At 57.5% G+C, this 25,744-nt stretch carries 25 protein-coding genes; 11 read left to right on the forward strand and 14 right to left on the reverse strand.

What is annotated here, in order from left to right; all coding sequences use genetic code 11:
• Positions 1 to 20 precede the first annotated feature (20 nt).
• Positions 21 to 743 (forward strand): nicotinamide riboside transporter PnuC, encoded by a 723-nt coding sequence (pnuC, locus tag AC6I8A_RS06265; RefSeq protein WP_256695946.1) that lies wholly within the window; start codon positions 21 to 23, stop codon positions 741 to 743.
• On the opposite strand, the gene zitB is transcribed toward pnuC, so the two are convergent.
• From zitB to AC6I8A_RS06285, 4 genes are all read right to left on the reverse strand, one after another.
• A complete protein-coding gene (zitB, locus tag AC6I8A_RS06270) occupies positions 737 to 1,705 on the reverse strand; it encodes a CDF family zinc transporter ZitB (RefSeq protein ID WP_479486819.1) in 969 nt (322 codons plus the stop codon). The two genes, pnuC and zitB, sit on opposite strands and share 7 nt — an antisense overlap.
• Positions 1,674 to 4,715 carry an ATP-binding protein gene (locus AC6I8A_RS06275; RefSeq protein WP_497818935.1) on the reverse strand — a complete coding sequence of 1,014 codons (3,042 nt, stop codon included), beginning with the start codon at positions 4,713 to 4,715 and terminating at the stop codon, positions 1,674 to 1,676. Before AC6I8A_RS06275 ends, zitB begins: the two co-directional genes overlap by 32 nt.
• Positions 4,716 to 4,741: 26 nt before the next feature.
• Complete coding sequence (locus tag AC6I8A_RS06280) at positions 4,742 to 5,326, reverse strand: response regulator transcription factor (protein ID WP_008109041.1); 585 nt, start codon at positions 5,324 to 5,326, stop codon at positions 4,742 to 4,744.
• A gap of 103 nt (positions 5,327 to 5,429) precedes the next feature.
• On the reverse strand, positions 5,430 to 5,786 hold the full coding sequence (locus AC6I8A_RS06285; RefSeq protein ID WP_497818190.1) for a YbgS-like family protein: 357 nt from the start codon (positions 5,784 to 5,786) through the stop codon (positions 5,430 to 5,432).
• Positions 5,787 to 6,083: 297 nt separating this feature from the next.
• On the opposite strand from AC6I8A_RS06285, the gene aroG reads away from it, so the two are divergent.
• Positions 6,084 to 7,136: a 3-deoxy-7-phosphoheptulonate synthase AroG gene (gene aroG / locus AC6I8A_RS06290; protein ID WP_256695949.1), complete on the forward strand. Its 1,053-nt coding sequence runs from the start codon at positions 6,084 to 6,086 to the stop codon at positions 7,134 to 7,136.
• 60 nt (positions 7,137 to 7,196) lie between these two features.
• On the opposite strand, the gene gpmA is transcribed toward aroG, so the two are convergent.
• The 6 genes from gpmA to modE form a co-directional block, all read right to left on the reverse strand.
• On the reverse strand, positions 7,197 to 7,949 hold the full coding sequence (gpmA, locus tag AC6I8A_RS06295) for a 2,3-diphosphoglycerate-dependent phosphoglycerate mutase (RefSeq protein ID WP_008109047.1): 753 nt from the start codon (positions 7,947 to 7,949) through the stop codon (positions 7,197 to 7,199).
• 150 nt (positions 7,950 to 8,099) lie between these two features.
• Positions 8,100 to 9,134: a galactose-1-epimerase gene (gene galM, locus AC6I8A_RS06300; RefSeq protein WP_479486821.1), complete on the reverse strand. Its 1,035-nt coding sequence runs from the start codon at positions 9,132 to 9,134 to the stop codon at positions 8,100 to 8,102.
• Positions 9,128 to 10,276, reverse strand: a complete 1,149-nt coding sequence (galK, locus tag AC6I8A_RS06305; protein ID WP_154153312.1) for a galactokinase — start codon at positions 10,274 to 10,276, stop codon at positions 9,128 to 9,130. Before galK ends, galM begins: the two co-directional genes overlap by 7 nt.
• Entirely contained in the window at positions 10,277 to 11,320 is a 1,044-nt protein-coding gene (gene galT / locus AC6I8A_RS06310; protein ID WP_256695953.1) for a galactose-1-phosphate uridylyltransferase, read from the reverse strand. It abuts the gene before it with no gap.
• Between the two features lie 214 nt (positions 11,321 to 11,534).
• The gene (gene modF / locus AC6I8A_RS06315) at positions 11,535 to 13,007 is read right to left on the reverse strand and encodes a molybdate ABC transporter ATP-binding protein ModF (RefSeq protein WP_497818191.1); all 1,473 of its coding nucleotides are present in this window, start codon (positions 13,005 to 13,007) and stop codon (positions 11,535 to 11,537) included.
• A gap of 76 nt (positions 13,008 to 13,083) precedes the next feature.
• Positions 13,084 to 13,866, reverse strand: coding sequence for a molybdenum-dependent transcriptional regulator (gene modE / locus AC6I8A_RS06320; protein ID WP_256695955.1), 783 nt, complete (start codon positions 13,864 to 13,866; stop codon positions 13,084 to 13,086).
• Between the two features lie 118 nt (positions 13,867 to 13,984).
• Between modE and AC6I8A_RS06325 the strand changes: the two genes are divergently transcribed.
• The 4 genes from AC6I8A_RS06325 (at position 13,985) to modC (ending at position 16,792) form a co-directional block, all read left to right on the forward strand.
• Positions 13,985 to 14,143: an AcrZ family multidrug efflux pump-associated protein gene (locus AC6I8A_RS06325; RefSeq protein WP_007890616.1), complete on the forward strand. Its 159-nt coding sequence runs from the start codon at positions 13,985 to 13,987 to the stop codon at positions 14,141 to 14,143.
• A gap of 128 nt (positions 14,144 to 14,271) precedes the next feature.
• Positions 14,272 to 15,045 (forward strand): molybdate ABC transporter substrate-binding protein, encoded by a 774-nt coding sequence (modA, locus tag AC6I8A_RS06330; protein WP_497818192.1) that lies wholly within the window; start codon positions 14,272 to 14,274, stop codon positions 15,043 to 15,045.
• Positions 15,042 to 15,734 carry a molybdate ABC transporter permease subunit gene (gene modB / locus AC6I8A_RS06335; RefSeq protein ID WP_176971419.1) on the forward strand — a complete coding sequence of 231 codons (693 nt, stop codon included), beginning with the start codon at positions 15,042 to 15,044 and terminating at the stop codon, positions 15,732 to 15,734. The genes modA and modB overlap by 4 nt, the downstream gene beginning before the upstream one ends.
• Positions 15,734 to 16,792, forward strand: coding sequence for a molybdenum ABC transporter ATP-binding protein ModC (gene modC, locus AC6I8A_RS06340; protein WP_497818193.1), 1,059 nt, complete (start codon positions 15,734 to 15,736; stop codon positions 16,790 to 16,792). The genes modB and modC overlap by 1 nt, the downstream gene beginning before the upstream one ends.
• 32 nt (positions 16,793 to 16,824) lie before the next feature.
• Here the strand turns inward: modC and AC6I8A_RS06345 are convergent, their stop codons facing one another.
• Positions 16,825 to 17,643 (reverse strand): pyridoxal phosphatase, encoded by an 819-nt coding sequence (locus AC6I8A_RS06345; protein WP_479490014.1) that lies wholly within the window; start codon positions 17,641 to 17,643, stop codon positions 16,825 to 16,827.
• Positions 17,644 to 17,791: 148 nt separating this feature from the next.
• Between AC6I8A_RS06345 and pgl the strand changes: the two genes are divergently transcribed.
• Complete coding sequence (gene pgl, locus AC6I8A_RS06350; protein ID WP_497818194.1) at positions 17,792 to 18,784, forward strand: 6-phosphogluconolactonase; 993 nt, start codon at positions 17,792 to 17,794, stop codon at positions 18,782 to 18,784.
• Between the two features lie 47 nt (positions 18,785 to 18,831).
• On the opposite strand, the gene AC6I8A_RS06355 is transcribed toward pgl, so the two are convergent.
• From AC6I8A_RS06355 to bioA, 3 genes are all read right to left on the reverse strand, one after another.
• Positions 18,832 to 20,139: an IS4 family transposase gene (locus AC6I8A_RS06355; protein ID WP_265303508.1), complete on the reverse strand. Its 1,308-nt coding sequence runs from the start codon at positions 20,137 to 20,139 to the stop codon at positions 18,832 to 18,834.
• A gap of 115 nt (positions 20,140 to 20,254) precedes the next feature.
• Positions 20,255 to 20,731, reverse strand: a complete 477-nt coding sequence (locus AC6I8A_RS06360; protein ID WP_154191929.1) for a kinase inhibitor — start codon at positions 20,729 to 20,731, stop codon at positions 20,255 to 20,257.
• A 29-nt stretch (positions 20,732 to 20,760) separates the two neighbouring features.
• Positions 20,761 to 22,056: an adenosylmethionine--8-amino-7-oxononanoate transaminase gene (gene bioA, locus AC6I8A_RS06365; protein WP_497818195.1), complete on the reverse strand. Its 1,296-nt coding sequence runs from the start codon at positions 22,054 to 22,056 to the stop codon at positions 20,761 to 20,763.
• 88 nt (positions 22,057 to 22,144) lie between these two features.
• Here bioA and bioB point away from each other — a divergent pair, with 88 nt between their 5' ends.
• Genes bioB through bioD form a run of 4 tightly spaced genes read left to right on the forward strand, consistent with a single transcriptional unit; the run spans position 22,145 to position 25,738 of the window.
• Positions 22,145 to 23,176, forward strand: a complete 1,032-nt coding sequence (bioB, locus tag AC6I8A_RS06370; protein ID WP_497818196.1) for a biotin synthase BioB — start codon at positions 22,145 to 22,147, stop codon at positions 23,174 to 23,176.
• Complete coding sequence (bioF, locus tag AC6I8A_RS06375) at positions 23,177 to 24,328, forward strand: 8-amino-7-oxononanoate synthase (protein WP_256695963.1); 1,152 nt, start codon at positions 23,177 to 23,179, stop codon at positions 24,326 to 24,328.
• Positions 24,312 to 25,070, forward strand: coding sequence for a malonyl-ACP O-methyltransferase BioC (bioC, locus tag AC6I8A_RS06380; protein WP_497818197.1), 759 nt, complete (start codon positions 24,312 to 24,314; stop codon positions 25,068 to 25,070). The genes bioF and bioC overlap by 17 nt, the downstream gene beginning before the upstream one ends.
• Positions 25,067 to 25,738 (forward strand): dethiobiotin synthase, encoded by a 672-nt coding sequence (bioD, locus tag AC6I8A_RS06385; RefSeq protein WP_497818198.1) that lies wholly within the window; start codon positions 25,067 to 25,069, stop codon positions 25,736 to 25,738. Before bioC ends, bioD begins: the two co-directional genes overlap by 4 nt.
• The last annotated feature ends 6 nt before the right edge of the window (positions 25,739 to 25,744 follow it).

The raw sequence follows: 25,744 nt of genomic DNA on the forward strand, positions 1-25,744 counted from the left end.
CCGTTACACAGGCACCTTATATGGACTTCTTTAGCACGCAAAATATTCTGGTTCACATTCCGCTTGGCGTTGGCGGCTACGATCTGTCATGGATCGAAGCCGTTGGCACGATTGCGGGCTTGCTGTGTATCTGGCTCGCCAGCCTCGAAAAAATCATCAACTACTTTTTCGGGCTGATTAACGTCACGCTGTTTGCGGTGATCTTCTTCCAGATTCAGCTCTACGCCAGCTTATTGCTGCAGCTGTTCTTCTTCGTCGCCAACGTTTACGGCTGGTACGCGTGGAGTCGGCAAACCGCCAATAACGAAACTGAGCTGAGAATTCGCTGGCTGCCGCGCTCAAAAGCCTTGGGTTGGGGCGCGGCGTGCGTGGTGGCGATTGCGCTGATGACGGTGTATATCGATCCGGTGTTTGCCTTCCTGACCAAAACCGCAGTCGGCATCATGCAGAGTCTTGGCCTCAACGTGGCGATGCCGCAGCTGCAGCCGGACGCTTTCCCGTTCTGGGATTCGTGCATGATGGTGCTGTCGATTGTGGCGATGATTCTGATGACGCGGAAATACGTTGAGAACTGGCTGCTGTGGGTGGTGATCAACGTGATTAGCGTGATGATCTTTGCGCGTCAGGGCGTTTATGCCATGTCACTGGAGTACGTCATTCTGACGCTGATTGCGCTCAACGGTTCGCGTCTGTGGATGCAAAGCGCACGCGAACATGGCTCGCGCGCGCTGTCACATCAGTGATGATGATGAGCATGACCTTCCAGTGCAGCATGATCGTGGTGATCGTGCTGCGCAGCGCTATTATTTAAACACAACTCGCAGTCCGGTCCGCTGCACGGTTGATACTCCATCTGCACCGTGGCGTGGGCAATCTGATAGTGCTCATGTAGATATTTGTGGATGCGCTTAAGCAGGCCGTCATGATCGTAAGGCGGAATCACCTGTACATGCAGCGTCAGCACCGGCTTCTCACCCACTTGCCACAGATGAACGTGATGCACGTTACGCACTTCATCGATATTGCGCGTCAGCTCGCGCGACAATTTATCCGCGTTGATATGACCCGGCGCACCTTCCAGCAGCTCATGCAGACTCTCGCGCAGCAGCGACCAGGCACTGCGCACCACCAGCAATGACACCAGCAGCGACAGAATCGGGTCGATTGGCGTCCAGCCGGTCAGCATGATGATCACCGCCGCGACAATCGCACCGACCGAACCCAGTAAATCGCCCAGCACATGCAACGCCGCCGCACGCACGTTGAGGTTTTTCTCTTCGCTGCCGCGATGCAGCAGCCAGAATGACAGCAGATTCGCCAGCAATCCGGCAATGGCGATGCCGAGCATCAATCCGCCGGCAATTGGCTGTGGCTCGTAGAAGCGACGCAGCGCTTCCCAGACAATCAGCACCGTTATCACTAAAAGCGCAATGGCGTTGACGAACGCCGCTAAGGTGGTGAGGCGCAGCAAGCCGAAGGTATGACGCGCGTTGGGTTTACGCTGGGCAAATTGCACCGCAAGCAACGCCATCAGTAGCGCGGCGGCATCGGTCAACATATGCCCGGCATCAGCCAGCAGCGCCAGCGAGCCAGAAACCAGCCCGCCAATCACTTCCGCCACCATAAACAGCGCCGTTACGCCAAACGCCGCTGCCAGCCGCGTGCGGTTGCTGTTAGCTGCGCCGTGGGAATGAGTGTGTGCCATAATTTTCCAGTTGTTTAAGTAACCTGTTTGTTAATGATATCAGTAAATTGAGATCATCAAGCGGCAACTGCTGCTGTTTGGTCTGCACAATCAACTGCTGACAGCGCTCGGCAACCTCATCCATACCGAGCATCAACCAGCTGCCTTTCATGCGGTGCGCCGCCTGTTCCAAGGCTGACCAGTTTTGCGCATCGCGCGCGCTGAGCAGCGAATCCCGATCCTGTTGCAGCGTGCGCTGCAAGGTCTGGCAGATGCGCGGAATAAACGCCTGATTATTGTGCGCCAGAATCAGCAGGCTGTTTGGCAACGCATCCAGTGGATCTTTTATCGCGCGCGCCAGCAACGGTGCCAGATGATCGAGCTCGATGGGTTTAAGCAGCAAGGCTTCGTCATCCTGCAGGGCGATTTTCAGCAACTGAACATCCGCAGAGCACAGCACGCGCAGCGTGTTGCTGCCGCGCTGGCGCTGACGGCGGCGCAGAATACGCAGCAGCGTTAAACCGTCCGGGCGCGGCATCATTTGATCGATAAACAGAATATCGAAGGCGCGCTGGGCATCGGCGCGCAGCAGCGCGCGGCCCTCTTCAAACACCTGCGACTGCACACCAAAGTTCGCCAGCTGCTGCTGCATCACCAAAAGATTGGTCGGGTGATCGTCCACGATCGCGACGTGCAGCTGCGGGTAACGTGGCCAGCTGGCTGTGCGCTCGGTTAACGGCTCTTCGCTCAGTACTAACGGCAACTGCACGCTGACCGTGGTGCCGCTGCCAGGTTGTGAAGTGAGTGTTAGCGTACCGCCCATTCGCTGCACAATCTCGCGACAGATAAACAAACCCAACCCGCTACCTTGTACCGCATGGCTTTTGCCGGATGGCGCCTGATACCAGGGTTCAAACAGCTCTGCCTGCTCGTTAAGCGGAATACCGCTGCCGGTGTCGGCCACCGTAAGTTGAATATGCGCATCAACCGCCAGCGACAGGCGCACTTCGCCTTCGCGGGTAAACTTCAGGGCGTTGGCCACCAGATTATTCACCACCTGCTGCAGGCGATCGCCATCCAGCAGCACGCTGGCAGGCAGCGGCGTCAGCGCTTCGGCAATCAGGTTTGGCCCGGCATCGCGCATCAAGGGATGATAGAACTGCTGCTGTTGCTGCAGCCAGAGCGTCAGATTGAGCGGGCGCGGCGCCAGGCGGAAGCTCTGGCTCTCAATGCGAGCGTGATCCTGCAAGTCGTTTAGCAGCGCCATCAGCGAGCGCGCGCTGCTGTGCATCAGCGCCAGCCGTTCGCTCGGGTGCTGCTGCTGTTCCAGCTCCAGCAAACCGAGAATCGCCTGCATCGGCGTGCGCAGTTCGTGGCTGGCGGTGGCGAGAAACTGGCTCTTGGCGGCATTGGCGCGTTCGGCCTGTTCACGCTGCAATCGGTCACGACGCTGTTGCCAGTAACGACGCGTCAGCAAACCCAGCAGCAACAGAATAATTACGCCTGCCGCGATCAAAATCATCAGCGGGATATTGCGCATCGCCATCGTCGTACCGGGCTGCGGCGGCTGTGACCAACTGACGCGCATCTGATTAAGCGTATCGGGCGGGATCTGCTGTAATGCATGGTCGAGCAGGGCGCGCAGCTCGGGTTGTTGTGCACTGACCTGCGGCGCCAGCGGCCAGGCGATATCGCTGGCGGCAAACGCCAGATGCACACGATTATCTTCGTGACTCGCCATGCGCCAGCGTGCGGACAGCACGTTATCCACCAGCGCATCAATCTGGCCGCTATTCAGCGCTTGCCACAGCTGCGCCCGGTCGTCGAACGGTTGTGGCGTAAAGCCCGATGGCAGTAAACGCGAGGCGAGATCGTCGCGTAATACGCCCACGCGCTGGCCCTGTAACGATTGCCAGTTCATTGGCTGATGGGTGGCTAGCGTGTAGATCCCCCAAATGGCGCGCCATACCGGCAAGGTGTTGCTGCCGGGATCGTCGCCGTACAGCGGCTGTAACAGATTCAGCATCACCTGCTGTTGCTGCAAAAGCGTGGCGGCCTGCTGCGGATTGTTGACCCAGCGCGGAGTAAAACGCAGGCCGGTACTTTGGCTCAAGGCGTTGAGCAGGTCGATGCCGAAGCCGCGCGCATTGCCGCTGCTGTCGCGATAACTCCATGGCGCGTTATCTGCCTCAACCGCATAGGGAATTTCGTTGTGCTGTGCCAGCCACTGCTTTTCGCCGGCCGACAGCATCAATGTTTGCGTGTCCTGATAGCGCAGCAGCGGCGGGCTCCAGCGCTGCTGGACGCGACTGCTGAACTCGGCGGGCAGCAGGCGCAGCTGACTGTTAAGCCAGTGGATCAAGGCGGCATCGCGCGCCAGCGCACGTAGCGTCAGTTCACCCGCGCCGGGATCGGCGGTGATTTGGTAGATTTGTCCTTGCTGCAGCTGGCCCAGCAGGAAACCGGCGCTGGCTTCATCGGCGACCAGGTAATCGCTCTGCTGATTGAGCAGCGCGTACAGCGCCTGCAGATCGCCCGGCAAAGTATGCCAGCGATGCTGCTGGACAAATTCGGCGGGCAATTGCGCTAACGTCGCCTCGGCAATGGTTAGCTGCGCGGTATCGCTGTTGAACATCACCGCGCGCTGATTATCCCGGTTGCGATAGATACGAATTGGGCTGCTGTACCAGCTGTCGCTGAGCAAAACATCGGGCGGTAGCTCGGCGTGTTGATTACTTAACACCAAATCCACCTCGCCGCGCTGCAAGGCTTTCAGTTGCTGCGCGCGATCGGCATAGCTTTGCAGCGTGAAACGGGTGCCGGTCAGCTGGCTAAGCGCGCTGAGATAATCGGCGTCGATGCCCCAAATGTGATCGCCAATGCGCATCGCCCAGGGCGCGCTGTTTTGTGCCGGCACCGCGACGCGCAAAGTTGCCCCCGGCCACGGCTCGGCGTGCGGCGCTGGCATCATCGCGGGTAACATCACGCTGCTGGCGGGTTGCAGATCGGCTTTCGCCAGCACACTCAGCATCAGCAGGCTGAGCAGTAGCCAAATCCTCACTGCTGCGCTTTCCACAGCTCAGCCAGCTCAACCACCGATTGCACGCCGGTTTTCTCCAGGATGTTTTTCTTGTGGGTGCTGACGGTTTTATTGCTGATGTGCAGCTGCTCGCCAATCTGCAGATTTGATAAGCCGCGCACCAGCAGCGCCACAATCTGCTGCTCTTTCTCGGTTAACGGCAGTTCGATACGCTCTGGCAGCGGCGGAAAAGCCTGTTGTCCGCCAAGTACTGCCAGAATCGCACTCAATAGTTGCGCCATGCTTTGGCTTTTCACCACGTAACCGGCGGCGCCCAGCGATACCGCGCTGAGCAGGGTGTGGCGGCTCTGCTGCGCGGAATAGATTAATACCGGGCAGTGCTGATTGCGCACGCGTAACCGGCGCAGCAGCTCAAGGCCGTCGCAATCGGGTAAGCCTATATCCAGCACAATTAAATCGATGGGATGTTGCTGCAGCAGTTGGCGTGCCTGAGCTTCGTCGCCAGCGGCGTGAATTTTCAGCGTGATGGGAGCATTAACGCAAGCCGCTTCCAGTGCGACTTCAACTAACGGGTGATCATCAATAAGCAGCAATGAAGCCATGAATCAGTTCCTGTGAATTTCATTGCTTCAGCATAGCGGAAAAGGGCGGGGGGCAAAATAAAAGGGAGAGCCGAAGCTCTCCCTGGATTAAACCGGGCAACTATTACTGCGAGGTACCGTCGGTTTTGTGTTTAACGTGGTCGCCGCCTTTTTTGGTGTCGACTTTCTTATTCATATCCGGACACTTACCGTCTTTACACATGCTATTTTTGTGTACCTGGTTAGCAGACATATTGCTAGTGTCTGTGCCAGAGGTTGCTGCACTGTTAGTGTTCATGCTGCCATTGTTGATTTTGCTGTTATCAACATTATTTGGTGGCAGATTCTGTTTTGCACCCCCAGCTGCTGCGCCCGCTTCAGCTGAAGCGTTGGCTGCACCGTTGTTGTCTGCAGCCATTACAGCACCGCTACCTAAAGTCATCGCTGCCGTCAGAAAGATCATTGCAAACTTATTCATCATTATGCTCCAGTAATTAATGGATAGTTGCCGTCAAACACGCACGGGTGTTAAGTGACGAAAATAGCGTGCCGCGATGGAATAAAATTCCACCTTATACGCTTCGCTTAAATATTAAATTTTGTAAACACTTCATTCCTTAGTGCTTACATTTAAAAAGCTTAGTGCATGGATATATAAATGCAAATTTGAGATGTACATTTTAAGCGCGGTGCGTAATTTACAGCTACCGCGCGAAGGGCTAAAGTGGGCGGGTTGCGCCCGACGGACGTTGGGCCAGAAATTTGAATGGAATTGTGTATGGATTACCAGAACGACGACTTACGCATCAGAGAGATCAAAGAGTTACTTCCTCCTGTTGCCTTGCTTGAAAAATTCCCCGCCACCGATAAAGCAGCCCAAACCGTTGCGCAGTCACGTCAGGCGATTCACCGCATTCTGCATGGCGAGGATGATCGTCTGCTGGTGGTGATCGGTCCGTGCTCGATTCACGATACTCAGGCTGCGCAAGAGTATGCGTCGCGTCTGCTGACATTGCGTGATGAGTTGAAAGACGATCTCGAAGTGGTGATGCGCGTTTATTTTGAAAAACCGCGCACCACGGTGGGCTGGAAAGGGCTGATCAACGATCCCTTTATGGATGGCAGCTTCCAGATCAACGACGGCCTGCGCCTGGCGCGCAAGCTGCTGGTGGATATCAACGACATCGGTTTGCCTGCAGCGGGTGAGTTCCTCGATATGATCACGCCACAATATATGGCCGATCTGATGAGCTGGGGCGCGATTGGCGCGCGTACCACCGAATCGCAGGTGCACCGTGAACTCTCTTCCGGTCTCTCTTGCCCGGTGGGCTTCAAAAACGGTACCGACGGCACCATCAAAGTGGCGATTGACGCGATTGGTGCCGCCAGCGCGCCACACTGCTTCTTGTCGGTCACCAAATATGGTCACTCGGCGATTGTCGAAACCAGCGGTAACGAAGATTGCCACATCATTCTGCGCGGCGGCAAAGAGCCTAACTACAGTGCTGAACACGTGGCGGCAGTGAAAACCGGTCTGGAGAAAGCAGGCTTGCGTCCGCAGGTGATGATCGACTTCAGCCATGCCAACAGCAGCAAGCAGTTCCAGCGTCAGATGGTCGTTGCTGATGACGTGGCGCAGCAAATTGCCGGCGGTGAGCAGGCGATTACCGGCGTAATGATCGAGAGTCATCTGGTGGAAGGCAATCAGAGCCTTGAAAGCGGCAAACCGCTGGTGTACGGGCAGAGCGTGACCGATGCCTGCATCGGCTGGGAAGACACTGAGAAAGCGTTGCGTCAGCTGGCTCAGGCGGTCAAACAGCGTCGCGGTTAAGATTTGTGGCAATAAAAAAGGCCAGACTTGCGTCTGGCCTTTTTGCGTTTCAGCGGTCGCTTACTTCGCTTTACCCTGGTTTGCTACGGCTGCGGCTTTCGCAGCGATTTCGTCAGCATCACCCAGATAGTAACGTTTGAGCGGCTTGAAGTTCTCGTCGAACTCATACACCAATGGCACGCCAGTTGGGATGTTCAGTTCGAGAATCTCGTCTTCGCTCAGGTTGTCGAGGTATTTAACCAGCGCACGCAGTGAGTTGCCGTGTGCAGCAACAATCACTTTCTCACCGCTCTTAATACGCGGCAGAATGCTTTCGTTCCAGTAAGGAATCACGCGTTCGATGGTCAGCGCCAGGCTTTCGGTGGTTGGCAGCTGCGCGTCAGTCAGTGAAGCGTAACGCGGATCGTGGCCAGGGAAACGCTCATCAGCGCGATCCAGCTCTGGTGGAGTGATGGCAAAGCCACGACGCCACTGTTTCACTTGCTCGTCACCGTATTTTGCGGCGGTTTCAGCTTTATCCAGACCTTGCAGCGCACCGTAGTGACGCTCGTTCAGACGCCAGGTTTTCTCAACCGGCAGCCAAGCCTGATCCAGCTCATCCAGCACGTTCCACAGGGTGTGGATAGCGCGCTTCAGCACTGAGGTGTAAGCGAAATCAAACACGAAACCTTCTTTCTTCAGCAGCTGACCGGCTGCTTTGGCTTCAGTGCGACCTTTGTCAGACAGATCAACGTCGTACCATCCGGTGAAGCGGTTTTCCTGGTTCCACTGGCTTTCGCCGTGTCGCACCAGTACCAGCTTAGTTACGGCCATAGCTTTACTCCTTAATGCTCGATTTACGATTAGTATTGAAACCGGCTGCGGCCGCTGAGAAGCGGCTCACTAATAGCGCCATACCATAGCGGAAAACAACGCACGGCGTAAGCCTGTCGGCAGCGCAGTGCGCGTTTTTCATCCGGTGGCTCAGTGCGGCGTGAAGCGATAACGCGTCACGGACTGCCAGCTGTCGCCGGGTTGCAGCCAGCAATCGGGCTGCGGCCACTCTGCATGGTTGGGCGAATCCGGTAAAAATTCGCTCTCCAGAGCGATGCCCTGGAAAGCAGTATAGCTGTCCTGCTCACGGGCGCGTGTTCCTGCCAGATAGTTGCCGCTGTAAAACTGCAGCGCCGGGGCGGCAGTAAACACGCTCAGCTCCAGCTTGCCATCCGCAGACCACAAATGGGCGGCGGGCTGGCTGCTGTCGCCAGCGGTGTTGAGCAAAAAGGCATGGTCATAGCCTTTCACCGCTTTTTGATCGTCATCGGCGAGGAACTCATCAGCGACGCGCTTCGGCTGGCGGAAATCAAAACTGTTTCCCGCTACCTCTTTCAGCGGCGCGTTAGGAATACCTTCGCTATCCACCGGCAAGTAACGATCGGCGTGCAGTTGTAAGCGATGCTGGCGCGCATCACCATGATGCGCATCAAGATTAAAGTAAGCATGGTTGGTCAGGTTGACCGGGCAGGGCTTGTCGGTTTGCGCTTCGTAGCGAATCGACAGGCAATTATCATCATCAAGTTGATAGATGACATCGGCGATTAAATTGCCGGGATAGCCCTGATCGCCATCCGGCGAATCGAGGCGATAGTGCACTTCGCTTTCGCTCTGACTGAGGATCTGCCAGCGACGCTTATCGAAACCTTCCGGTCCGCCGTGCAGCTGATGTGCGCCCTGATTCGCCGCCAGCAACAGATTAAGCGGCTTCAGTTCGGCCGAGGCGATGCGGTTTGCGTAGCGGCCAATGGTCGCGCCAAGATAAGCATTCTGATGCAGATAATCAGATGGCGTGGCGCAGCCGAGCAGCGCTTCACGCACGCTGTGATCCAACATTGGCACGCGCGCTGACAACCAGGTCGCGCCCCAATCCATAAAGGTCGCGACCATGCCGTTGCGATTGCGCAGCACGGTGATGCGCCACGGTTGCCCGTCTGGCGCGTGGGAATTCACATCACTTACCATTGGCCTGCTCCTGCGGACGCTTTGCACACGTAGAAAGTCTCTTTGATGCCGGTTTGCGCCTCATACTTCTCGGCCACCACCGCTTTCACCGCATCGACCAGATCGGTCGGCATCAGCGCCACGATGCAGCCACCAAAGCCGCCACCGGTCATACGCACGCCGCCGCGCGGGCCGATTTCTGCTTTCACAATCTCAACCAGCTGATCGATTTGCGGCACGGTGATTTCGAAATCGTCACGCATCGAGGCGTGCGATTCAGCCATCAGTTCGCCCATACGTTTCAAATCGCCAGCGCTTAACGCATCGGCTGCTTCCAGCGTGCGTGCATTCTCGGTGATGACGTGACGTACACGTTTCGCTACCAACGCATCCAGTTCGCCTGCTGAGGCTTCGAACTCTTCCAGCGTCACATCGCGCAGCGCCGGCTTATTGAAGAAGCGCGCGCCGGTTTCACACTGTTCACGACGCGTATTGTATTCGCTGCCCACCAGGCTGCGACGGAAGTTGGAGTTGATGATCACCACTGCGACATCTTCCGGCATCGATACCGCGCGCGTACCGAGCGTGCGGCAATCCAGCAGCATGGCGTGATCCGGCTGACCAAGCGCGGAGATCAGCTGATCCATGATGCCGCAGTTGCAGCCGACAAACTGGTTTTCCGCTTCCTGACCGTTCACCGCAATCGCTGCGCCGTCGAGGTTCAACGCATACAGCTGCTGGAATACGGTGCCAACAGCCACTTCCAGCGACGCCGAAGAGCTCAGGCCCGCGCCTTGTGGCACGTTGCCGCTGATCACCATATCGACGCCACCAAAGCTGGCATCGCGTTTCTGCAGATGTTTCACCACGCCGCGCACGTAGTTGGCCCACATTGGCTCTTTCAACGGCTCGATCGGCGCATCCAGCGAGAAGCTATCCTGCTGATTGTCGTAATCAACGGCAATCACGCGCACCTGACGATCGTCGCGTTTGGCGCAGGCGATCACGGTTTGATAATCGATGGCGCACGGCAGCACGAAGCCATCGTTGTAATCGGTGTGTTCGCCGATCAGATTGACGCGGCCCGGCGCCTGAATGCTGTGTGTGGCTGGATAGCCGAAGGTGTCAGCGAATACCTGTTGAGTAATGGATTTTAATGACATTTATTGCGCCTCGCGGAAATGGACATCGCTGACAGAACGCAGACGTTCAGCTGCCTGTTCCGCCGTTAAATCACGTTGGGTTTCGGCCAGCATTTCATAGCCAACCATAAATTTGCGTACCGTGGCTGAACGCAGTAACGGTGGATAGAAGTGCGCATGCAGCTGCCAGTGATCGTTACTCTCGCCGTTGAACGGCGCGCCGTGCCAGCCCATCGAATAGGGGAAAGAGCACTGGAACAGGTTGTCGTAGCGGCTGGTGAGCTGCTTGAGCGCCAGCGCCAGATCGGTGCGCTGCGGCTCGGTGAGATCGGTGATGCGTTTCACATGGGCTTTCGGCAGCAGCAAGGTTTCAAACGGCCACGCCGCCCACCACGGCACCACCGCCAGCCAGTGTTCGGTTTCCACCACTGTGCGGCTGCCATCGCTCATCTCACGCGCCGCGTAATCGACCAGCATCGGCGTGCCTTTTTCGGCAAAATAGTGACGCTGATGATCATCTTCTTTCTGCGCTTCGTTCGGCAGGAAGCTGTTGGCCCAAATCTGACCGTGCGGATGCGGGTTGGAGCAACCCATCGCCGCACCTTTGTTTTCAAACACCTGCACCCACGGATAGTGCTGGCCGAGATCGGCGGTCTGTTCCTGCCAGGTACGCACGATATCTTCCAGTCCGCTCAGTGGCAGCTCCGGCAGCGTTTTGCTGTGGTCCGGCGAGAAGCAGATCACCCGGCTGGTGCCACGCGCGCTTTCGCAGCGCATCAACAGGTCGTCGCTCTGCGGTGCGTCGGGCGTGTTGGTCATCAGCGCGGCAAAGTCATTGGTGAACACGTAAGTGCTTTTATAGTTAGGGTTTTTGTCACCGGTAATGCGGGTGTTTCCCGCACAGAGGAAGCAGTCAGGATCGTGCGCCGGTAGCTGCTCCAGCGCCGGGGTTTCCTGCGCACCTTGCCACGGACGCTTAGCGCGATGGGGTGAGACCAGCACCCATTGATCGATCAATGGGTTATAACGGCGATGCGGGTGATCGACCGGGTTAAATTTTTCCATGATGAGTCCTGGTAAACGGCAAACAGATAAAAATGATTTTGATCAAAGTAGCACAAAGACCAGCGTGAAAGCGTGATCCAGTCTGGATAAATGGTATCGTTTACACAAGGTGACGATTCTCATTTTGTGGGGTTATCAGTGCTATTTGCTTACTTACCAGGCAATGAAATGGTAACGCTTACATTGTAGGGTCGCCATTCATGGCGACCGCTATTTAACGCAGCGACTCTTGCAGAAAACCGTAACCCTGTTCCTGCGCGACAAAACTCAGGCGGTGAGTGATGCACTGCGGGGCATCTTCGGCGTGGTGGGAAACAAACAGCAGTTGCGTGCGGCCTTCGCCAATCAGCACATCGACAAAGCGACGCACCAGCTGGCGGTTAATCGGATCCAGCCCTTGCAGCGGTTCATCGAGGATCAACAGCGTAGGATGCTTCACCAACGCGCGCGCAATCAACACCAGCCGCTGCTGTCCCCACGACAAACTGTGGAACGGCGCATCGGCCAGCTGATTATCCATACCGAGCAACGCCAGCCACTGACGCGCCAGCGCTTTTTGCCGATCGGACACCGCCTGATACAAACCAATCGAGTCAAAGAAGCCGGAGAGCACCACGGTGCGCACATTGCAGCTGACGCGATAATCGAGGTGCAGGCTGCTGCTGACGTAGCCGATATGCTGCTTGATATCCCAGATGGTTTCACCGCTACCGCGTCGGATGCCGAACAGCGTCAAATCGTTGCTGTAACCCTGCGGATGATCGCCGGTCACTAAACTGAGCAGAGTAGATTTACCCGCGCCGTTCGGCCCCACGATTTGCCAGTGTTCGCCGGGATTAACCTGCCAGTTCAGGCCATCAATCACCGCTTTATCGTTGTACGACACCACGCCATTGCGCAGAACCACGCGCGGCGCGTCTTCGGCCAGCTGCGGCAGCTGATCGGGTTGATCCGCTTCCGGCAGCGCCATGCCATCAAGCGTTTCGCTGTGCGCCAGCTGCGCCACCAGCGCTTCAGCCAGAATCGCGCGACGCTCGCCCACGTGGGTTAACGTGCATTCCGCCAATACGCCAACCTTCTCGACAAAGTCAGGAATATCATCAAAGCGATTGAGCACCAGCACCACGCTGTAACCGCTTTGATGCAAATCATTGAGGGTTTGCGCCAGGCTGGCGCGCGACGCCACATCCAGACCATCAAAAGGTTCATCGAGGATCAGCAGATCCGGCTGCGCCATCAGCGCCTGACACAGCAGCGTTTTGCGCGTCTCGCCGGTGGAGAGGTATTTGAAGCGACGATCGAGCAGATAAGTAATGCCAAACTGCTGCGCCAGCGCCTGACAGCGCGCCTCATCTTTCACTTCGTCCTGAATGATTTGCGCGGCGGTGCGGCCGGTATCATCTTCGCCTTCACTCAGCAGATCGGTGTTATTGCGTTCCCACTCATCGCTGACCAGTTTTTGCAGCTGCTCTAACGAAAGACGCGTGCGGCGCTGAAAATTCTGCTGCACGCTGCCTTTGCCGGGCTGCAATTCGCCGGAAAGGGCGCGTGCCAGCGATGACTTGCCGCTGCCGTTGGCACCGACGAACGCCCAGCTTTCGCCGCTGTTGAGAGTTAAATCGTTGAGGGAGAGTGCTCGGGTGTCGCTAAGGTGAAACGTGCCTTGCGAAATTTGCAATGAAGCCATGATTTATTCCGTTTTATGCATCGTGCTGCTCAGTTTTAGCCAGCGATGCAGGCGAAGTCAAATCATGGCGTGGATTTCAGAGCAGTGTGGCGATGATGGCGTGTTCGGCATTAAAACTGGCGGTGACGCTGGCGCCAACCTGCAGATTCTGCTGTTTCACCGCGTCATTGCTGACGGTCGCGCACAGCGTTTCGCCGCTCGGCAACGCCATCAATACTTCGCTGACCTGATCGCCAGGCTCAATCGCGCTGATCTGCGCGGCCAGCTGATTATCGCTGCTATCGGCGGCGTGACTGACGTGAATCCACGGTGCTTTAATCAGCACCAGCACCTCTTTGCCGCTGTCGAGTTGCAGGCGTTCAGCGCTGCGGGCGGTAATTGCCACCTGCAGGCGCGTCACGCCATCGGCAAGCAGCACCTCAATGTGTTGCTGTATCTGCTGATGATCGCTGGCCAGCACCGTACCAAACAGCTGATTGCGCGCGCTGGTTTGCAGCGAGAAGCGCGCAATCGCTGCCAGCAAACTGTCGAGCGGCAAGCTGTCGTTTTGCAGCGCATTGAAGGCTTTCTGTTGAATTTGCTCCATCAATTGGAACAGCTGAATCAAGCGCTCGCCATAACGCGTAAGCTGCGCACCGCCGCCGCCTTTGCCGCCAGTCGCGCGATCCACCAGCGTTTGATCGGCCAGCTGATTCATCTCATTGATCGCATCCCAGGCACTTTTGTAGCTGATGCCCGCCAGTTTCGCGCCCTGGCTAATCGAGCCGGTTTGCTGCACGCGTTTCAGTAATTCGATGCGACGCGGATCGGCAAACAGCTTTTGCTGAAGACGAATATGGAGAGAAAGTTCTGCCTGCATGTCAGCTCCTTAGGTTAATCAGCTCAGTTTACTGCTTAAAAGTAAAAGCACGAAAAGGGCAGTGCGTTTTTTTCGCTAAACGTTACAATCACTTTTTTATTTTCTGCGTGAGGTTTCCATGCTGGAACTGTTAAAAAGCCTGGCTGTGGCTATCATCATGGTGCCGATTGTGATGGCTATTATGCTCGGTCTGATTTACGGCCTGGGTGAAGTTTTCAACGTCATCTCAAAATTTGGCCGCCGCGACGATCGTCCTGCCAACAGCTCACAACACTAATTTCTCAACGCCCGCTTCCTGCGGGCGTTTTGTTTATGAACTTCCGTAAAATCCTGCCGATATAAAGCTCATGACGCATTTGTGCGTACGTTGTATTATCAAATATATAACGTAATGAGGAGCAACAAATGCCAACAATCAATTACCGCTGGGCTGCTGCAACCGTTTTAGGTGTTTCGTTGGCGGGTCACGCCGTGGCCGCAGAAAAAATTACCGTGTTCGCGGCGGCGTCGCTAACCAATGCGCTGCAGGAGATTGCGACGCAGTATCAGAAGAAAAGTGGTGTAGAAGTGGTCTCGTCTTTTGCCTCTTCTTCGGTGCTGGCGCGCCAGATTGATCAGGGCGCACCGGCCGATCTGTTCATCTCTGCCGATCAGCAGTGGATGGACGATGTGGTGGCGAAAAACAGCGTGGTGACCAGCACGCGCTATACGCTGCTCGGCAATGATCTGGTGCTGATTGCGCCGAAAAGCGCTGGGGCTAAAGCGGTCACCATTGACAGCAAAACCGACTGGAAATGCCTGCTGAAAGGCGAACGTCTGGCGGTGGGCGATCCGGATCACGTGCCCGCTGGCATTTATGCCAAAGAAGCATTACAAAAACTCGGCGCGTGGGACGCTTTATCCCCGCAGCTAGCGCCGGCTAATAATGTGCGTGCCGCGCTGGCGCTGGTTGAGCGTAATGAAACGCCGTACGGCATCGTGTATGGTTCGGACGCGGTGGCCAGCCAAAACGTGCAGGTCGTGGGACGATTCCCGGAAGATAGCCACAAGCCAGTGGAATATCCGATGGCGATTGTCAAAGAACATCAGAACGCAACGGTAGAAGCCTTCTACAACTATTTGCAGGGGCCGGATGCCGCTGCCGTGTTTAAACAGTATGGATTCACGCCGAAGAAATGATATTGAGCGATCCCGAATGGCAGGCCGTTTTTCTCAGCCTGAAAGTGTCCTGTGTAGCTGTGATCTGCAGCTTGCCGTTTGGCATCCTAATGGCCTGGATTCTGGCGCGCTGCCGCTTTCCGGGCAAAACCCTGTTGGACAGCATCGTCCATTTGCCGCTGGTGCTGCCGCCGGTGGTGGTGGGTTATCTGCTGCTGATCGCTTTAGGCCGTCGCGGTTTTATCGGCGAATGGCTGTATGACTGGTTTGGCTTCACCTTTGCCTTTAGCTGGCGCGGCGCGGTGATCGCTTCGGCGGTGATGGCGTTTCCGCTAATGGTGCGCGCGATTCGTCTCGCGCTGGAAGCGGTGGATACCAAACTGGAGCTGGCCGCCCGTACGCTGGGTGCCGGGCGCTGGCGCGTGTTTTTCACCATCACACTACCGCTCACCTTGCCAGGCATTATTGTCGGCACGGTGCTGGCCTTCGCCCGCTCGCTGGGCGAATTTGGCGCCACCATCACGTTTGTCTCCAACATTCCCGGCGAGACGCGCACCATTCCGTCGGCGATGTTCACCCTGATTGAAACGCCGGGTGCGGAAGGCACCGCAGCGCGGCTTTGTGCGGTGGCGATAGCGTTAGCGCTGATGTCGCTGGTGGCGTCTGAGCTGCTGGCGCGCTGGGGCCGTAAACGGCTGGGAGCGGCATAATGCTAAATCTGCAGCTTTCTCAGCAGTTGGGCGATCACCTGCTCGACGTCAACGTCAACATTCCCGCCAGCGGCATCACCGCCATTTTCGGCGTGTCGGGTGCGGGCAAAACCTCATTAATTAACGCGATTGGCGGATTAACCCAGCCGCAAAGCGGGCGCATCGAGTTAAACGATCGCCTGCTGTTCGATTCGGCCACGCGCGTGAATTTGCCGCCAGAGAAGCGCCGTATCGGCTATGTGTTTCAGGATGCGCGACTGTTCCCGCACTATCGCGTGCGCGGCAATCTGCAATACGGCATGTCGCCCTCAATGAAGCCGCAGTTCAACGCGCTGGTGGCGCTGCTCGGTTTAGAGTCGCTGCTAACGCGTTTTCCCGCGTCGCTTTCGGGCGGTGAAAAACAGCGCGTGGCAATTGGCCGCGCTTTGCTGACCGCGCCCGATATTCTGCTGATGGACGAACCGCTGGCATCGCTCGATCTGCCGCGCAAACGTGAGCTGATGCCCTATCTGCAAAAGCTGGCAAAGCAGGTCGATATTCCGATTCTTTATGTGTCGCACAGCCTCGATGAAATCCTGCAGTTGGCGGACAACGTGCTGGTGCTGGATGCCAGCCAGGTGAAAGCCTTTGGTCCGCTGGAGAAAGTGTGGAGCAGTTCGGCGATGCGTCCGTGGCTGCCGCTCGCCGAGCGCACCAGCGTGCTGCGCGTGCAGGTGCTGGAGCAGCATCCCGATTACCCGATGACCGCGCTGTCGCTGGGCGATCAGCATATTTGGGTGAGCCGGGTGAATCAGCCGCTGAAAACGCCGCTGCGTATTCGTATCGCCTCGGCCGATGTGTCGCTGGCCTTGCAGCCGCCGCACAATACTTCGATCCGCAATATTTTGCCGGCGCAGGTGGTTGAGCTGCTGGAGATTGACGATCAGGTGGAAGTGAAGCTGCGCATTGGCATCAGCGAGTTGTGGGCGCGCATTTCACCGTGGGCGCGCGATGAGTTGGGGATTCGTCCCGATCAGTGGCTGTATGCGCAGATTAAGAGCGTGTCGATAGCGGCATAAGATGCGGTCGCCATGAATGGCGACCCTACGGATTACAATACTTCCTGATAAATCACTTCGGCGATACCCGGCTCCAGATTGGTGCCAATCACTTTTTTGGCGCGCGCTTTGATGGCGTCATCGGCATTGCCCATCGCCACGCCTAATCCCACCTGTTCCAGCATGCTGAGATCGTTGTAATTGTCACCAAACGCCAGCACGTCTTGCATGCTAAAGCCCTGACTTTCAACCCACTGCGCCAGACGCTTGCCTTTGCTGTTGCCGCCTTTGGCGATATCCACCTGATCGTGCCACGACCATTCACACGCCAAACCGAGTTCGGCTTCGGTGCGTTCGGCAAACTGCTGCAGCGCGCGCGTGTCGGGATGCGACAGCGCGAATTTCCAGATCGAATCAGCGTCAATCGCCGCCTGCGCCAGGCTTGGCACCTGCAGGAACAGCGGACGCTGCGCTTCCGGCAATGATTGCGCCCAATTAAGCGTCCGCGTCACATGGCCGGTTGGCGTCTGGTAGAGCATCGCATCATCGACATACAGCAGACCGTGGATATTCTCTTCATCCAGCATCTCAATCACACGCGCGGCTCTGCTTTTATCCAGCGGATCGGCGGCCAGCACCTGTTTCGCGGGATAATCATACAAATAGGTGCCATTACAGCAAATTGCGGGTGTATCCAGTTTAAGTGCCTGATAAAAAGGATGGATAGCGCAGTGGTGGCGACCGGTAACGATCAACACTTTCACGCCCGCCTGTTGCGCGCGGGCCAGCGCTTCGATGGATTCAGGCAGAATAGTTTTGTTCGGTGTCAGCAGGGTGCCGTCGAGGTCAAGGGCGATTACGCGGTAGCTCATTACACTTTCCGTCCGGGAGTTGGCAAAGCATTGAGTCTACACCCGGCAGCGGCCCTGAGACAAAAAACAGGGCACAAATGAATCCAGCGCGACAAAATGAAACGCGCTACAGTTATCCCTTTCATCAGGCAGCGAATAAGGAAAACGCATGAAACAAGTCGTGTATACCGCCAGTCCCGAGAGCCAGCAGATTCATGCCTGGCAGTTGCAGGAAGATGGCGCACTGACGTTATTGCAGGTAACGGATGTTGCCGGCCAGGTGCAGCCGATGGTGGTGAGCCCGAAGAAAGATTTCCTCTATGTAGGTGTTCGTCCGAATTTTCGCGTGCTGGCGTTCCGCATTGCGGCCGACGGTTCGCTGAGCCTGGCCGGTGAAGCGCCGCTGCCGGGCAGCCCAACCCACATCTCCACCGATCGTCACGGCAATTATCTGTTCTGCGGCTCGTACAATGATGCCTGCGTCAGCATCAGCCCGATTGGCAGCGAGGGTTTGCCGCAAGCGCCGAGTCAGGTGATCAGCGGCTTGGACGGCTGCCACTCCGCCAATATCGACCTGAACAACCAAACGCTGTTTGTTCCGGCACTCAAGCAGGATCGCATCTGCCTGTATCAACTCAACGCAGACGGTACGCTGTCCCCGCGTGAACAAGCGCAGGTCACCACCGTTGAAGGTGCGGGTCCGCGTCACATGGCGTTTCACCCGAACGGCGCGTATGGCTATGTGGTGAACGAGCTGGATAGCAGCGTCGATGTCTGGGCGCTGAACAACGTGCGCGGCCAGGTTGAGCGCGTGCAGAGCCTCGACATGATGCCGAAGGATTTCAGCGATACGCGTTGGGCGGCGGACATCCACATCACGCCGGATGGCCGATTCCTTTATGCCTGCGACCGCACCAGCAGCACCATTACGGTGTTCAGCATCAGTGAAGATGGTTCGGTATTGGCGATTGAAGGCTACCAGCCGACGGAAACCCAGCCGCGCGGCTTCAATATTGATCACAGCGGTCAATATCTGGTGGCGGCGGGACAAAAATCGCACCATATCGAAGTGTATAAGATTCAGGAGCGCGGCCTGCTTAATCCGCTGGCGCGTTACGCGGTAGGACAAGGCCCAATGTGGGTGGTAATCCACCAGCTGTGATATCTCGTAGGGTCGCCATTCATGGCGTAATGCTCGTCAGTTAAGACTTAATCATGCCGGAACGCATAGCGTTTCGGCTTCTTTTTCACCGCTCGCGGATAATGTCTCGTCCGCCGGGTTGGCAGCACGAAGCTTCCCGCCATCGCCATTATTTCATCTATTATTCTCGGGATTTTTCCCGGCGCTACCGCAGGCAGGAGTCTCAGTTGACCTGTCAGGTACAGTGCCGCCTGCTTAAACCCCAGCTGATAAGGCTCCACGTTTTTCAGGCTATAGGCCATCTGCGCCATCATAAAACGCAGCAGGTTATACGCCAGCGCAACGCCCCATAACTCCTGCTTCACCAGTTCCGGTGTTTTGCTTCTCAGCGTGAGCTCGTTGTTCAACAGATGCTGCTTCATCTCCCGGAAGCCATGTTCTATTTCCCAGCGATGTCCATAAAGATCAACGATATCCCCTCCCGGATATCGCAATGGATCGCACATTGACGTCAGGATTTTCACCACTCTCCCGTTAACCTTTTTGCTTATCAGTCGCGCCGTCAGCGTTTCCGGCACATCTTTCCATTTTTTACGCGCCTGCCACGACAGGTCCAGTTCTATCAGCTCGCTGCCTGAGCCCTGTTTTTGCAGAACACGATATTTTGCATCGTTGCGCAGAGGTAGCATCCAGTGTCTTTCCACCCCCGAAGTCTGCCAGTAATGCAGGAAGCCGGGCGCATAGAAGCCTTTATCCAGGATCGTTAGCGAGTGATCCGGCGTCTGTCCCACCAGTTGTGCCGCAAGATCAACCTCGCTGGTTTCGGTCACGCTGCCAAAGCTCACGCCCGATAAGAGATGGCTTGTCAGCTCCATCTGGCAGACCATGCGCAGCTGAGGCCAGTCAGACTGACTGTGTGCATTTGCCGTCCGCCCAAAGGCCTTATCGTTTTCCGGCGTATCGGGGGCCCGCCACAGCGTGCCGTCGACCGCCAGCAGTGTCAGGCCGTTCCAGTGTGACAGCGGTGTTTTATCAAACCAGAGCTGGCGTGACTTTTCAAAGACCCGGCGGACCACGTCTTCTCCGAGCCGCTGACGCGCCTGCACAACCGCGCTGGTCGCGACGAATGGGCGCTTGCCCGGCAAAACGATATCCAGATGAGAAACAATCTGGTTCATGGAAAGCGAGCGGAACAGGGCCATGCCGGTAACGGCCCAGACCATCATCTCCATTGGAAGACGGCGTTTTCGCACGGTCACGATACCAGTATCAGCCAGGCATTCGTCGATGAGTTCAGGCGAGAGCAGATCGGAGAGCGCGGAGAACTCTTTGGGCGTAAAGTTAAGAACGGCATCGAGAGCCTGACTGAGTAACATAAAAAAATCCGTAATCCCTGTGAGATTACGGATTTTTGCAGAACTGGAGGATCGTTCAACCGATCATTTCGGGCTTAACTGATCGGCATTACGCCATTCATGGCGACCTTTTTTATTACGCGTACTTCACCGTAATCGACGCACTGGCCAGCGCATGGAAATGCACGTTAAAGCCCACCATCGCGCCGCTCGCGCCTTCGTCTACCTCAATCTTATCCGTATCCAGCGCATGCACCGTAAAGATGTAGCGATGGGATTCGCCCTGCGGTGGCGCTGCGCCGCCATAGCCGGTTTGGCCAAAATCGGTGCGCGTCTGAATGGCGCTCTCCGGCAGTTCTGCCACACCGGAACCGGCGCCCTGCGGCAACTCGGTGACTTCTGCCGGAATGTTCGCTACCACCCAATGCCACCAGCCGGAACCGGTTGGCGCGTCGGGATCGTAGCAAGTGACCACAAAGCTTTTGGTGCCCGCCGGCACATCATCCCACGCCAGATGCGGCGACACATTGTCGCCCTGGTAACCCATGCCGTTGAAAACGTGTCGCTCTGGCATCTTATCGCCGTCGTTAAAATCCTGGCTAACTACGCGCATGATCGCTCCTTATTGGTTGTGCAGTGTCCTCAATCATGGTGGAAATGCGCCGCAACATCCAGTGCCGCACCGACCGCTTGCGTCAGTTTCGTCAGTTCGGCGGCAGAAATCAGATAAGGTGGCATCAGGTAAATCAATCGCCCAAACGGACGAATCCACACGCCGCGCTCCACGAAGAAGTGCTGCAACGCCGCCATGTTCACCGCCTGATGGGTTTCGATCACGCCAATCGCCCCCAGCACGCGCGCGTCGGCCACCGCGTGATGACCGCGCAGCGGCAGCAGCTCGGCACGCAGCTGCTGTTCAATCTGTGCCACTTGCCACTGCCAATGCCCTTCATTCACCATTTTCAGACTTTCCACCGCTACCGCGCAGGCCAGCGGATTGCCCATAAAGGTGGGGCCGTGCATAAAGCAGCCCGCTGCGCTGCGGCTGATGGTATCCGCGACTTCGCGCGTGGTCAGCGTGGCGGAGAGCGTCATGGTGCCGCCGGTCAGCGCTTTGCCGAGGCAGAGAATGTCTGGCGTGATGCCCGCATGGTCACAGGCAAAAAGTTTGCCGCTGCGGCCAAATCCGGTGGCGATCTCATCGGCAATCAGCAGCAAACCGTAGCGATCGCACAGCTCGCGTACCTGCTGCAGATAGCGCGGATGGTAGAAACGCATGCCGCCCGCGCCTTGCACAATCGGCTCAAGAATCACCGCCGCAATCTCGCGATGGTGGATCTCGGCCAGTTGCGCGAAATCGGCGAAATCCGCCTCATTCCACGCATCATCGAAAGCGCACTGCGGCGCGTGGGCGAACAGATGTTCCGGCAAATAACCGCGCCACAGGCTGTGCATCGAATTTTCCGGGTCGCATACCGACATCGCGGCAAAGGTATCGCCGTGATAACCGCGCTTCAGCGTGAGGAATTTCTGTCGCGTTTGGTTGCGTCCCAGCCAGTATTGCAACGCCATTTTCATCGACACTTCTACGGCGATCGAACCTGAATCGGCGAGGAACACGCACTCCAGCGCGTCAGGTGTCATGGCAACCAGCTGGCGACTCAGCTCCACCGCCGCCGGATGGGTAATGCCGCCAAACATCACATGCGACATCTGCGTCATTTGCTGCTGCAGCGCCTGATTGAGGCGCGGGTGGTTATAGCCGTGGATCGCCGCCCACCACGACGACATGCCGTCCACCAGTTCACGTCCATCGGCCAGCTGCAGCTGGCAGCCGTGCGCCGCGACAACCGGATAACAGGGCAGGGGATCGCGCATCGACGTATAGGGATGCCAGATATGCTGGCGGTCAAAGTTGAGGTCGTCCTGAGTGAACATGCGAGTTGTAAACCATTTTAAAAAGATTTAGTTTACAAGTATAACCACGTTAATCGTCGGGATGAACCCCCTTTTTCTGGAGTAAGCAATGGCAAACCGCTGGACACTGACACAAGCTCAGGCACTGTTCGATAAACCTTTCCTTGAGTTGATGTTTGAAGCGCAGCAAGTGCATCGTCAACATTTCGATCCACGCCAGGTGCAGGTCAGCACGCTGCTATCGATCAAAACCGGCGCCTGTCCGGAAGACTGTAAATACTGTCCGCAGAGCGCACGCTACAAAACCGGTCTGGAATCAGAACGTCTGATGGAAGTGGATGCGGTGCTGGAATCGGCGCGCAAAGCCAAGGCGGCGGGATCGAGCCGCTTTTGCATGGGCGCGGCGTGGAAAAATCCGCACGAGCGCGACATGCCGTACTTGCAGCAGATGGTGCAGGGCGTGAAAGCGATGGGCATGGAAACCTGCATGACGCTCGGCACGCTAGATGGCAGCCAGGCACAACGTCTCGCCGAAGCCGGGCTTGATTTCTACAACCACAACCTCGACACCTCGCCAGAGTTCTACGGCAACATCATCTCCACGCGCAGCTATCAGGAACGTCTGGATACGCTGGATAAAGTGCGCGGCGCGGGCATCAAAGTGTGCTCAGGTGGCATCGTGGGGCTGGGTGAAACGGTGAAGGATCGCGCGGGCTTGCTGGTGCAGCTGGCGAATCTGCCGACGCCGCCTGAGAGCGTACCAATCAACATGCTGGTGAAGGTCAAAGGCACGCCGCTGGCCGATAACGACGACGTGGAACCGTTCGACTTCATCCGCACCATCGCGGTGGCGCGCATCATGATGCCATCCTCGCACGTGCGCCTTTCAGCCGGTCGCGAGCAGATGAGCGAGCAAACGCAGGCGATGTGCTTTATGGCCGGTGCAAACTCAATCTTCTACGGCTGCAAGCTGCTCACCACGCCAAACCCGGAAGAGGATAAAGATCTGATTCTGTTCCGCAAACTGGGCCTGAATCCGGAGCATACCGCGACAACCGCCGGTGACAACGAGCAGCAGTATCAGCTCAGCGAGCAGCTGCTGCACGCGGATACCGAGCAGTTCTATAACGCGGCTGTGTAAATGGGCTGGTCACAACGTATTGATGAGGCGCTGGCGGCGCGGCGCGCCGCGGATGGCTGGCGGCTGCGGCGTCCCGTTGAGCACAACAGCGTGCGGGAGATTACGCTCGAAGGGCAGCGTTATCGCCACTTCTCCAGCAATGACTATCTCGGCTTGAGTCAGCATCCGGCGGTGATCGCTGCCTGGCAGCAGGGCGCGGCCGAGACGGGCGCGGGTGCGGGCGCATCCGGTCATGTCACCGGTTACAGCCGCCATCATGCGCAGCTCGAAGCGGAGCTGGCGGACTGGCTGGGCTATTCGCGCGCGCTGCTGTTCATTTCGGGATTTGCCGCCAATCAGGCGGTGATCCATCTGCTGGCGGAAAAGCAGGATCGCATCTTCGCCGATAAGCTGGCGCATGCTTCACTGCTGGATGCCGCCAGCCACAGCCCAGCCAGCCTGCGTCGTTTTGCCCACAATCAGCCGGAAAGTCTGGCGAAGCTGCTGGCAACGCCGTCGGATGGCGGCACGCTGGTGGTGACCGAGGGCGTGTTTAGCATGGATGGCGACAGCGCACCGCTGGCCGAGATTGCCGAACAGACGCGGCGCGGCAACGGCTGGCTGCTGGTGGATGATGCGCACGGCATTGGCGTCACCGGTGCGCAAGGGCGCGGCAGCTGCTGGCAGCAGCAGGTCAAACCGGAACTGCTGATTGTCACCTTCGGCAAAGGGTTTGGCGTCAGCGGCGCGGCGCTGCTGTGCGATGACGCCACTGCCGATTACGTCGAGCAGTTTTCACGCCATCTGATCTACTCCACCGCGATGCCACCGGCGCAGTGCTACGCGTTGCTGGCGGCACTGCGGCAGATTCAACAAGGCGATGCGCTGCGTGAAAAACTGCACAGCCACATCGCGCGTTTCCGTGCGGGCGCCGCCGATTTGCCATGGCAATTAGGTGCCTCTGCAAGCGCCATCCAGCCGCTGATCGTTGGCGAAAACAGCGCGGCGCTGGCGTTGTCGCAGCGGCTGGCGCAGGCCGGCTGCTGGGTCAGCGCCATTCGTCCACCGACCGTGCCGCCGGGCACCGCGCGGCTACGCATCACGCTCACCGCTGCGCATCATACCGATGATATTGATCGTCTGCTGGAGGCGCTGTATGACGCTGCAGGTTAACAAGCAGGCCGTGGCAAACGCCTTTGGTCGTGCGGCTGCGCATTACGAGCAGCACGCGCAGTTACAGCGGCTGAGCGGTGATGCGCTGCTGGCGCTGGCGCCCGCCGGTTTTGGCCCGCACCTGCTGGATGCTGGTTGCGGCACCGGCTGGTATAGCCGCTATTGGCGCGATCGCGGGCGCACGCTGACGGCGCTTGATCTGTCGCCCAACATGTTGCAAACCGCGCGCGATCAGCAATCGGCGCAGCACTATCTGCTGGGCGATATTGATGCGGTGCCGCTACCAGATGCCAGCGTTGACGGCGTGTGGAGCAATCTGGCGGTGCAGTGGAGCAGCGACTTGCACACCGCGCTGCTGCAGTTTTTACGCGTCACGCGGCCAGGCGGCACGGTGCTGTTTTCCACGCTGCTCGACGGATCGCTGCACGAAGTGCATCTCGCGTGGGCAAAACTGGATGGTCGTCAGCACGCCAATCGTTTCCTCAGCGCCGCGCAGTTTGACACGGCCACCGCGACGCTGCCGATCGCTAAGCAGCAGCAGCAGGTTATCACGCTGCATTTTCCCAGTGCGCTCAGCGCCATGCGCTCGCTGAAAGGCATTGGTGCCACGCATTTGCACGACGGACGCGGCGCCAGCGTACTGACGCGCGCTCAGCTGGCACAACTTGAGCAGCACTGGCCGCAGGACGAGGCGGGTTATCGCCTGAGTTATCACCTGATGTATGGAGTTTTAAGCAAATGACACGCTGGTTTATTACCGGAACCGATACCGAAGTGGGCAAAACAGTGGCCAGCGGCGCGCTGCTGCAGGCGGCGAGCGCCGCCAGTTTACGCACCGCAGGCTACAAGCCGGTGGCTTCCGGCTGCGAGATCACGCCGCAAGGCATCCGCAACAGCGACGCGCTGGCGTTACAGCGCTACAGCAGCCTGCCGTTAAGCTATGAGCAGGTGAACCCGCTGGCGTTTGTTGAGCCGACCTCGCCGCATATCATTAGCGCGGAAGAGGGCAGACCGATTACTTTTTCCACGCTTTCAGCAGGCTTGCGCGCGCTAGAGCAGCAGGCGGAATGGGTGCTAGTTGAAGGCGCAGGCGGATGGTTTACGCCGCTGTCGGAAACGCAAACGTACGCCGATTGGGTGGAAGCCGAGCAGTTGCCGGTAATACTGGTGGTGGGCGTGAAACTGGGTTGCATCAACCATGCGATGCTCACCGCCGAAGCGGTTAAAGCGCGCGGATTGCGCCTTGCGGGCTGGATTGCCAATGATATTCAACCGCCCGGCAAACGCCATCAGGAGTATATGGCTACGCTGCGTCAGCGCATTGATGCGCCGTTCCTTGGTGAGATTCCGCACCTTAGCGATGAGGCCGAGCAGGCCGAATGTGGGCGTTATTTGAGGTTGCCGCAATAAATAACC

Source organism: Pantoea sp. X-Soil-ISGK-275, assembly GCF_059730795.1.

Bases quoted from the DNA above. Each gene is read 5' to 3' on its own strand.
- pnuC (WP_256695946.1), top strand. From the start codon at position 21: ATGGACTTCTTTAGCACGCAAAATATTCTGGTTCACATTCCGCTTGGC.
- zitB (WP_479486819.1), bottom strand. From the start codon at position 1,705: ATGGCACACACTCATTCCCACGGCGCAGCTAACAGCAACCGCACGCGG.
- AC6I8A_RS06275 (WP_497818935.1), bottom strand. From the start codon at position 4,715: ATGCTGAGTGTGCTGGCGAAAGCCGATCTGCAACCCGCCAGCAGCGTG.
- AC6I8A_RS06280 (WP_008109041.1), bottom strand. From the start codon at position 5,326: ATGGCTTCATTGCTGCTTATTGATGATCACCCGTTAGTTGAAGTCGCA.
- AC6I8A_RS06285 (WP_497818190.1), bottom strand. From the start codon at position 5,786: ATGATGAATAAGTTTGCAATGATCTTTCTGACGGCAGCGATGACTTTA.
- aroG (WP_256695949.1), top strand. From the start codon at position 6,084: ATGGATTACCAGAACGACGACTTACGCATCAGAGAGATCAAAGAGTTA.
- gpmA (WP_008109047.1), bottom strand. From the start codon at position 7,949: ATGGCCGTAACTAAGCTGGTACTGGTGCGACACGGCGAAAGCCAGTGG.
- galM (WP_479486821.1), bottom strand. From the start codon at position 9,134: ATGGTAAGTGATGTGAATTCCCACGCGCCAGACGGGCAACCGTGGCGC.
- galK (WP_154153312.1), bottom strand. From the start codon at position 10,276: ATGTCATTAAAATCCATTACTCAACAGGTATTCGCTGACACCTTCGGC.
- galT (WP_256695953.1), bottom strand. From the start codon at position 11,320: ATGGAAAAATTTAACCCGGTCGATCACCCGCATCGCCGTTATAACCCA.
- modF (WP_497818191.1), bottom strand. From the start codon at position 13,007: ATGGCTTCATTGCAAATTTCGCAAGGCACGTTTCACCTTAGCGACACC.
- modE (WP_256695955.1), bottom strand. From the start codon at position 13,866: ATGCAGGCAGAACTTTCTCTCCATATTCGTCTTCAGCAAAAGCTGTTT.
- AC6I8A_RS06325 (WP_007890616.1), top strand. From the start codon at position 13,985: ATGCTGGAACTGTTAAAAAGCCTGGCTGTGGCTATCATCATGGTGCCG.
- modA (WP_497818192.1), top strand. From the start codon at position 14,272: ATGCCAACAATCAATTACCGCTGGGCTGCTGCAACCGTTTTAGGTGTT.
- modB (WP_176971419.1), top strand. From the start codon at position 15,042: ATGATATTGAGCGATCCCGAATGGCAGGCCGTTTTTCTCAGCCTGAAA.
- modC (WP_497818193.1), top strand. From the start codon at position 15,734: ATGCTAAATCTGCAGCTTTCTCAGCAGTTGGGCGATCACCTGCTCGAC.
- AC6I8A_RS06345 (WP_479490014.1), bottom strand. From the start codon at position 17,643: ATGAGCTACCGCGTAATCGCCCTTGACCTCGACGGCACCCTGCTGACA.
- pgl (WP_497818194.1), top strand. From the start codon at position 17,792: ATGAAACAAGTCGTGTATACCGCCAGTCCCGAGAGCCAGCAGATTCAT.
- AC6I8A_RS06355 (WP_265303508.1), bottom strand. From the start codon at position 20,139: ATGTTACTCAGTCAGGCTCTCGATGCCGTTCTTAACTTTACGCCCAAA.
- AC6I8A_RS06360 (WP_154191929.1), bottom strand. From the start codon at position 20,731: ATGCGCGTAGTTAGCCAGGATTTTAACGACGGCGATAAGATGCCAGAG.
- bioA (WP_497818195.1), bottom strand. From the start codon at position 22,056: ATGTTCACTCAGGACGACCTCAACTTTGACCGCCAGCATATCTGGCAT.
- bioB (WP_497818196.1), top strand. From the start codon at position 22,145: ATGGCAAACCGCTGGACACTGACACAAGCTCAGGCACTGTTCGATAAA.
- bioF (WP_256695963.1), top strand. From the start codon at position 23,177: ATGGGCTGGTCACAACGTATTGATGAGGCGCTGGCGGCGCGGCGCGCC.
- bioC (WP_497818197.1), top strand. From the start codon at position 24,312: ATGACGCTGCAGGTTAACAAGCAGGCCGTGGCAAACGCCTTTGGTCGT.
- bioD (WP_497818198.1), top strand. From the start codon at position 25,067: ATGACACGCTGGTTTATTACCGGAACCGATACCGAAGTGGGCAAAACA.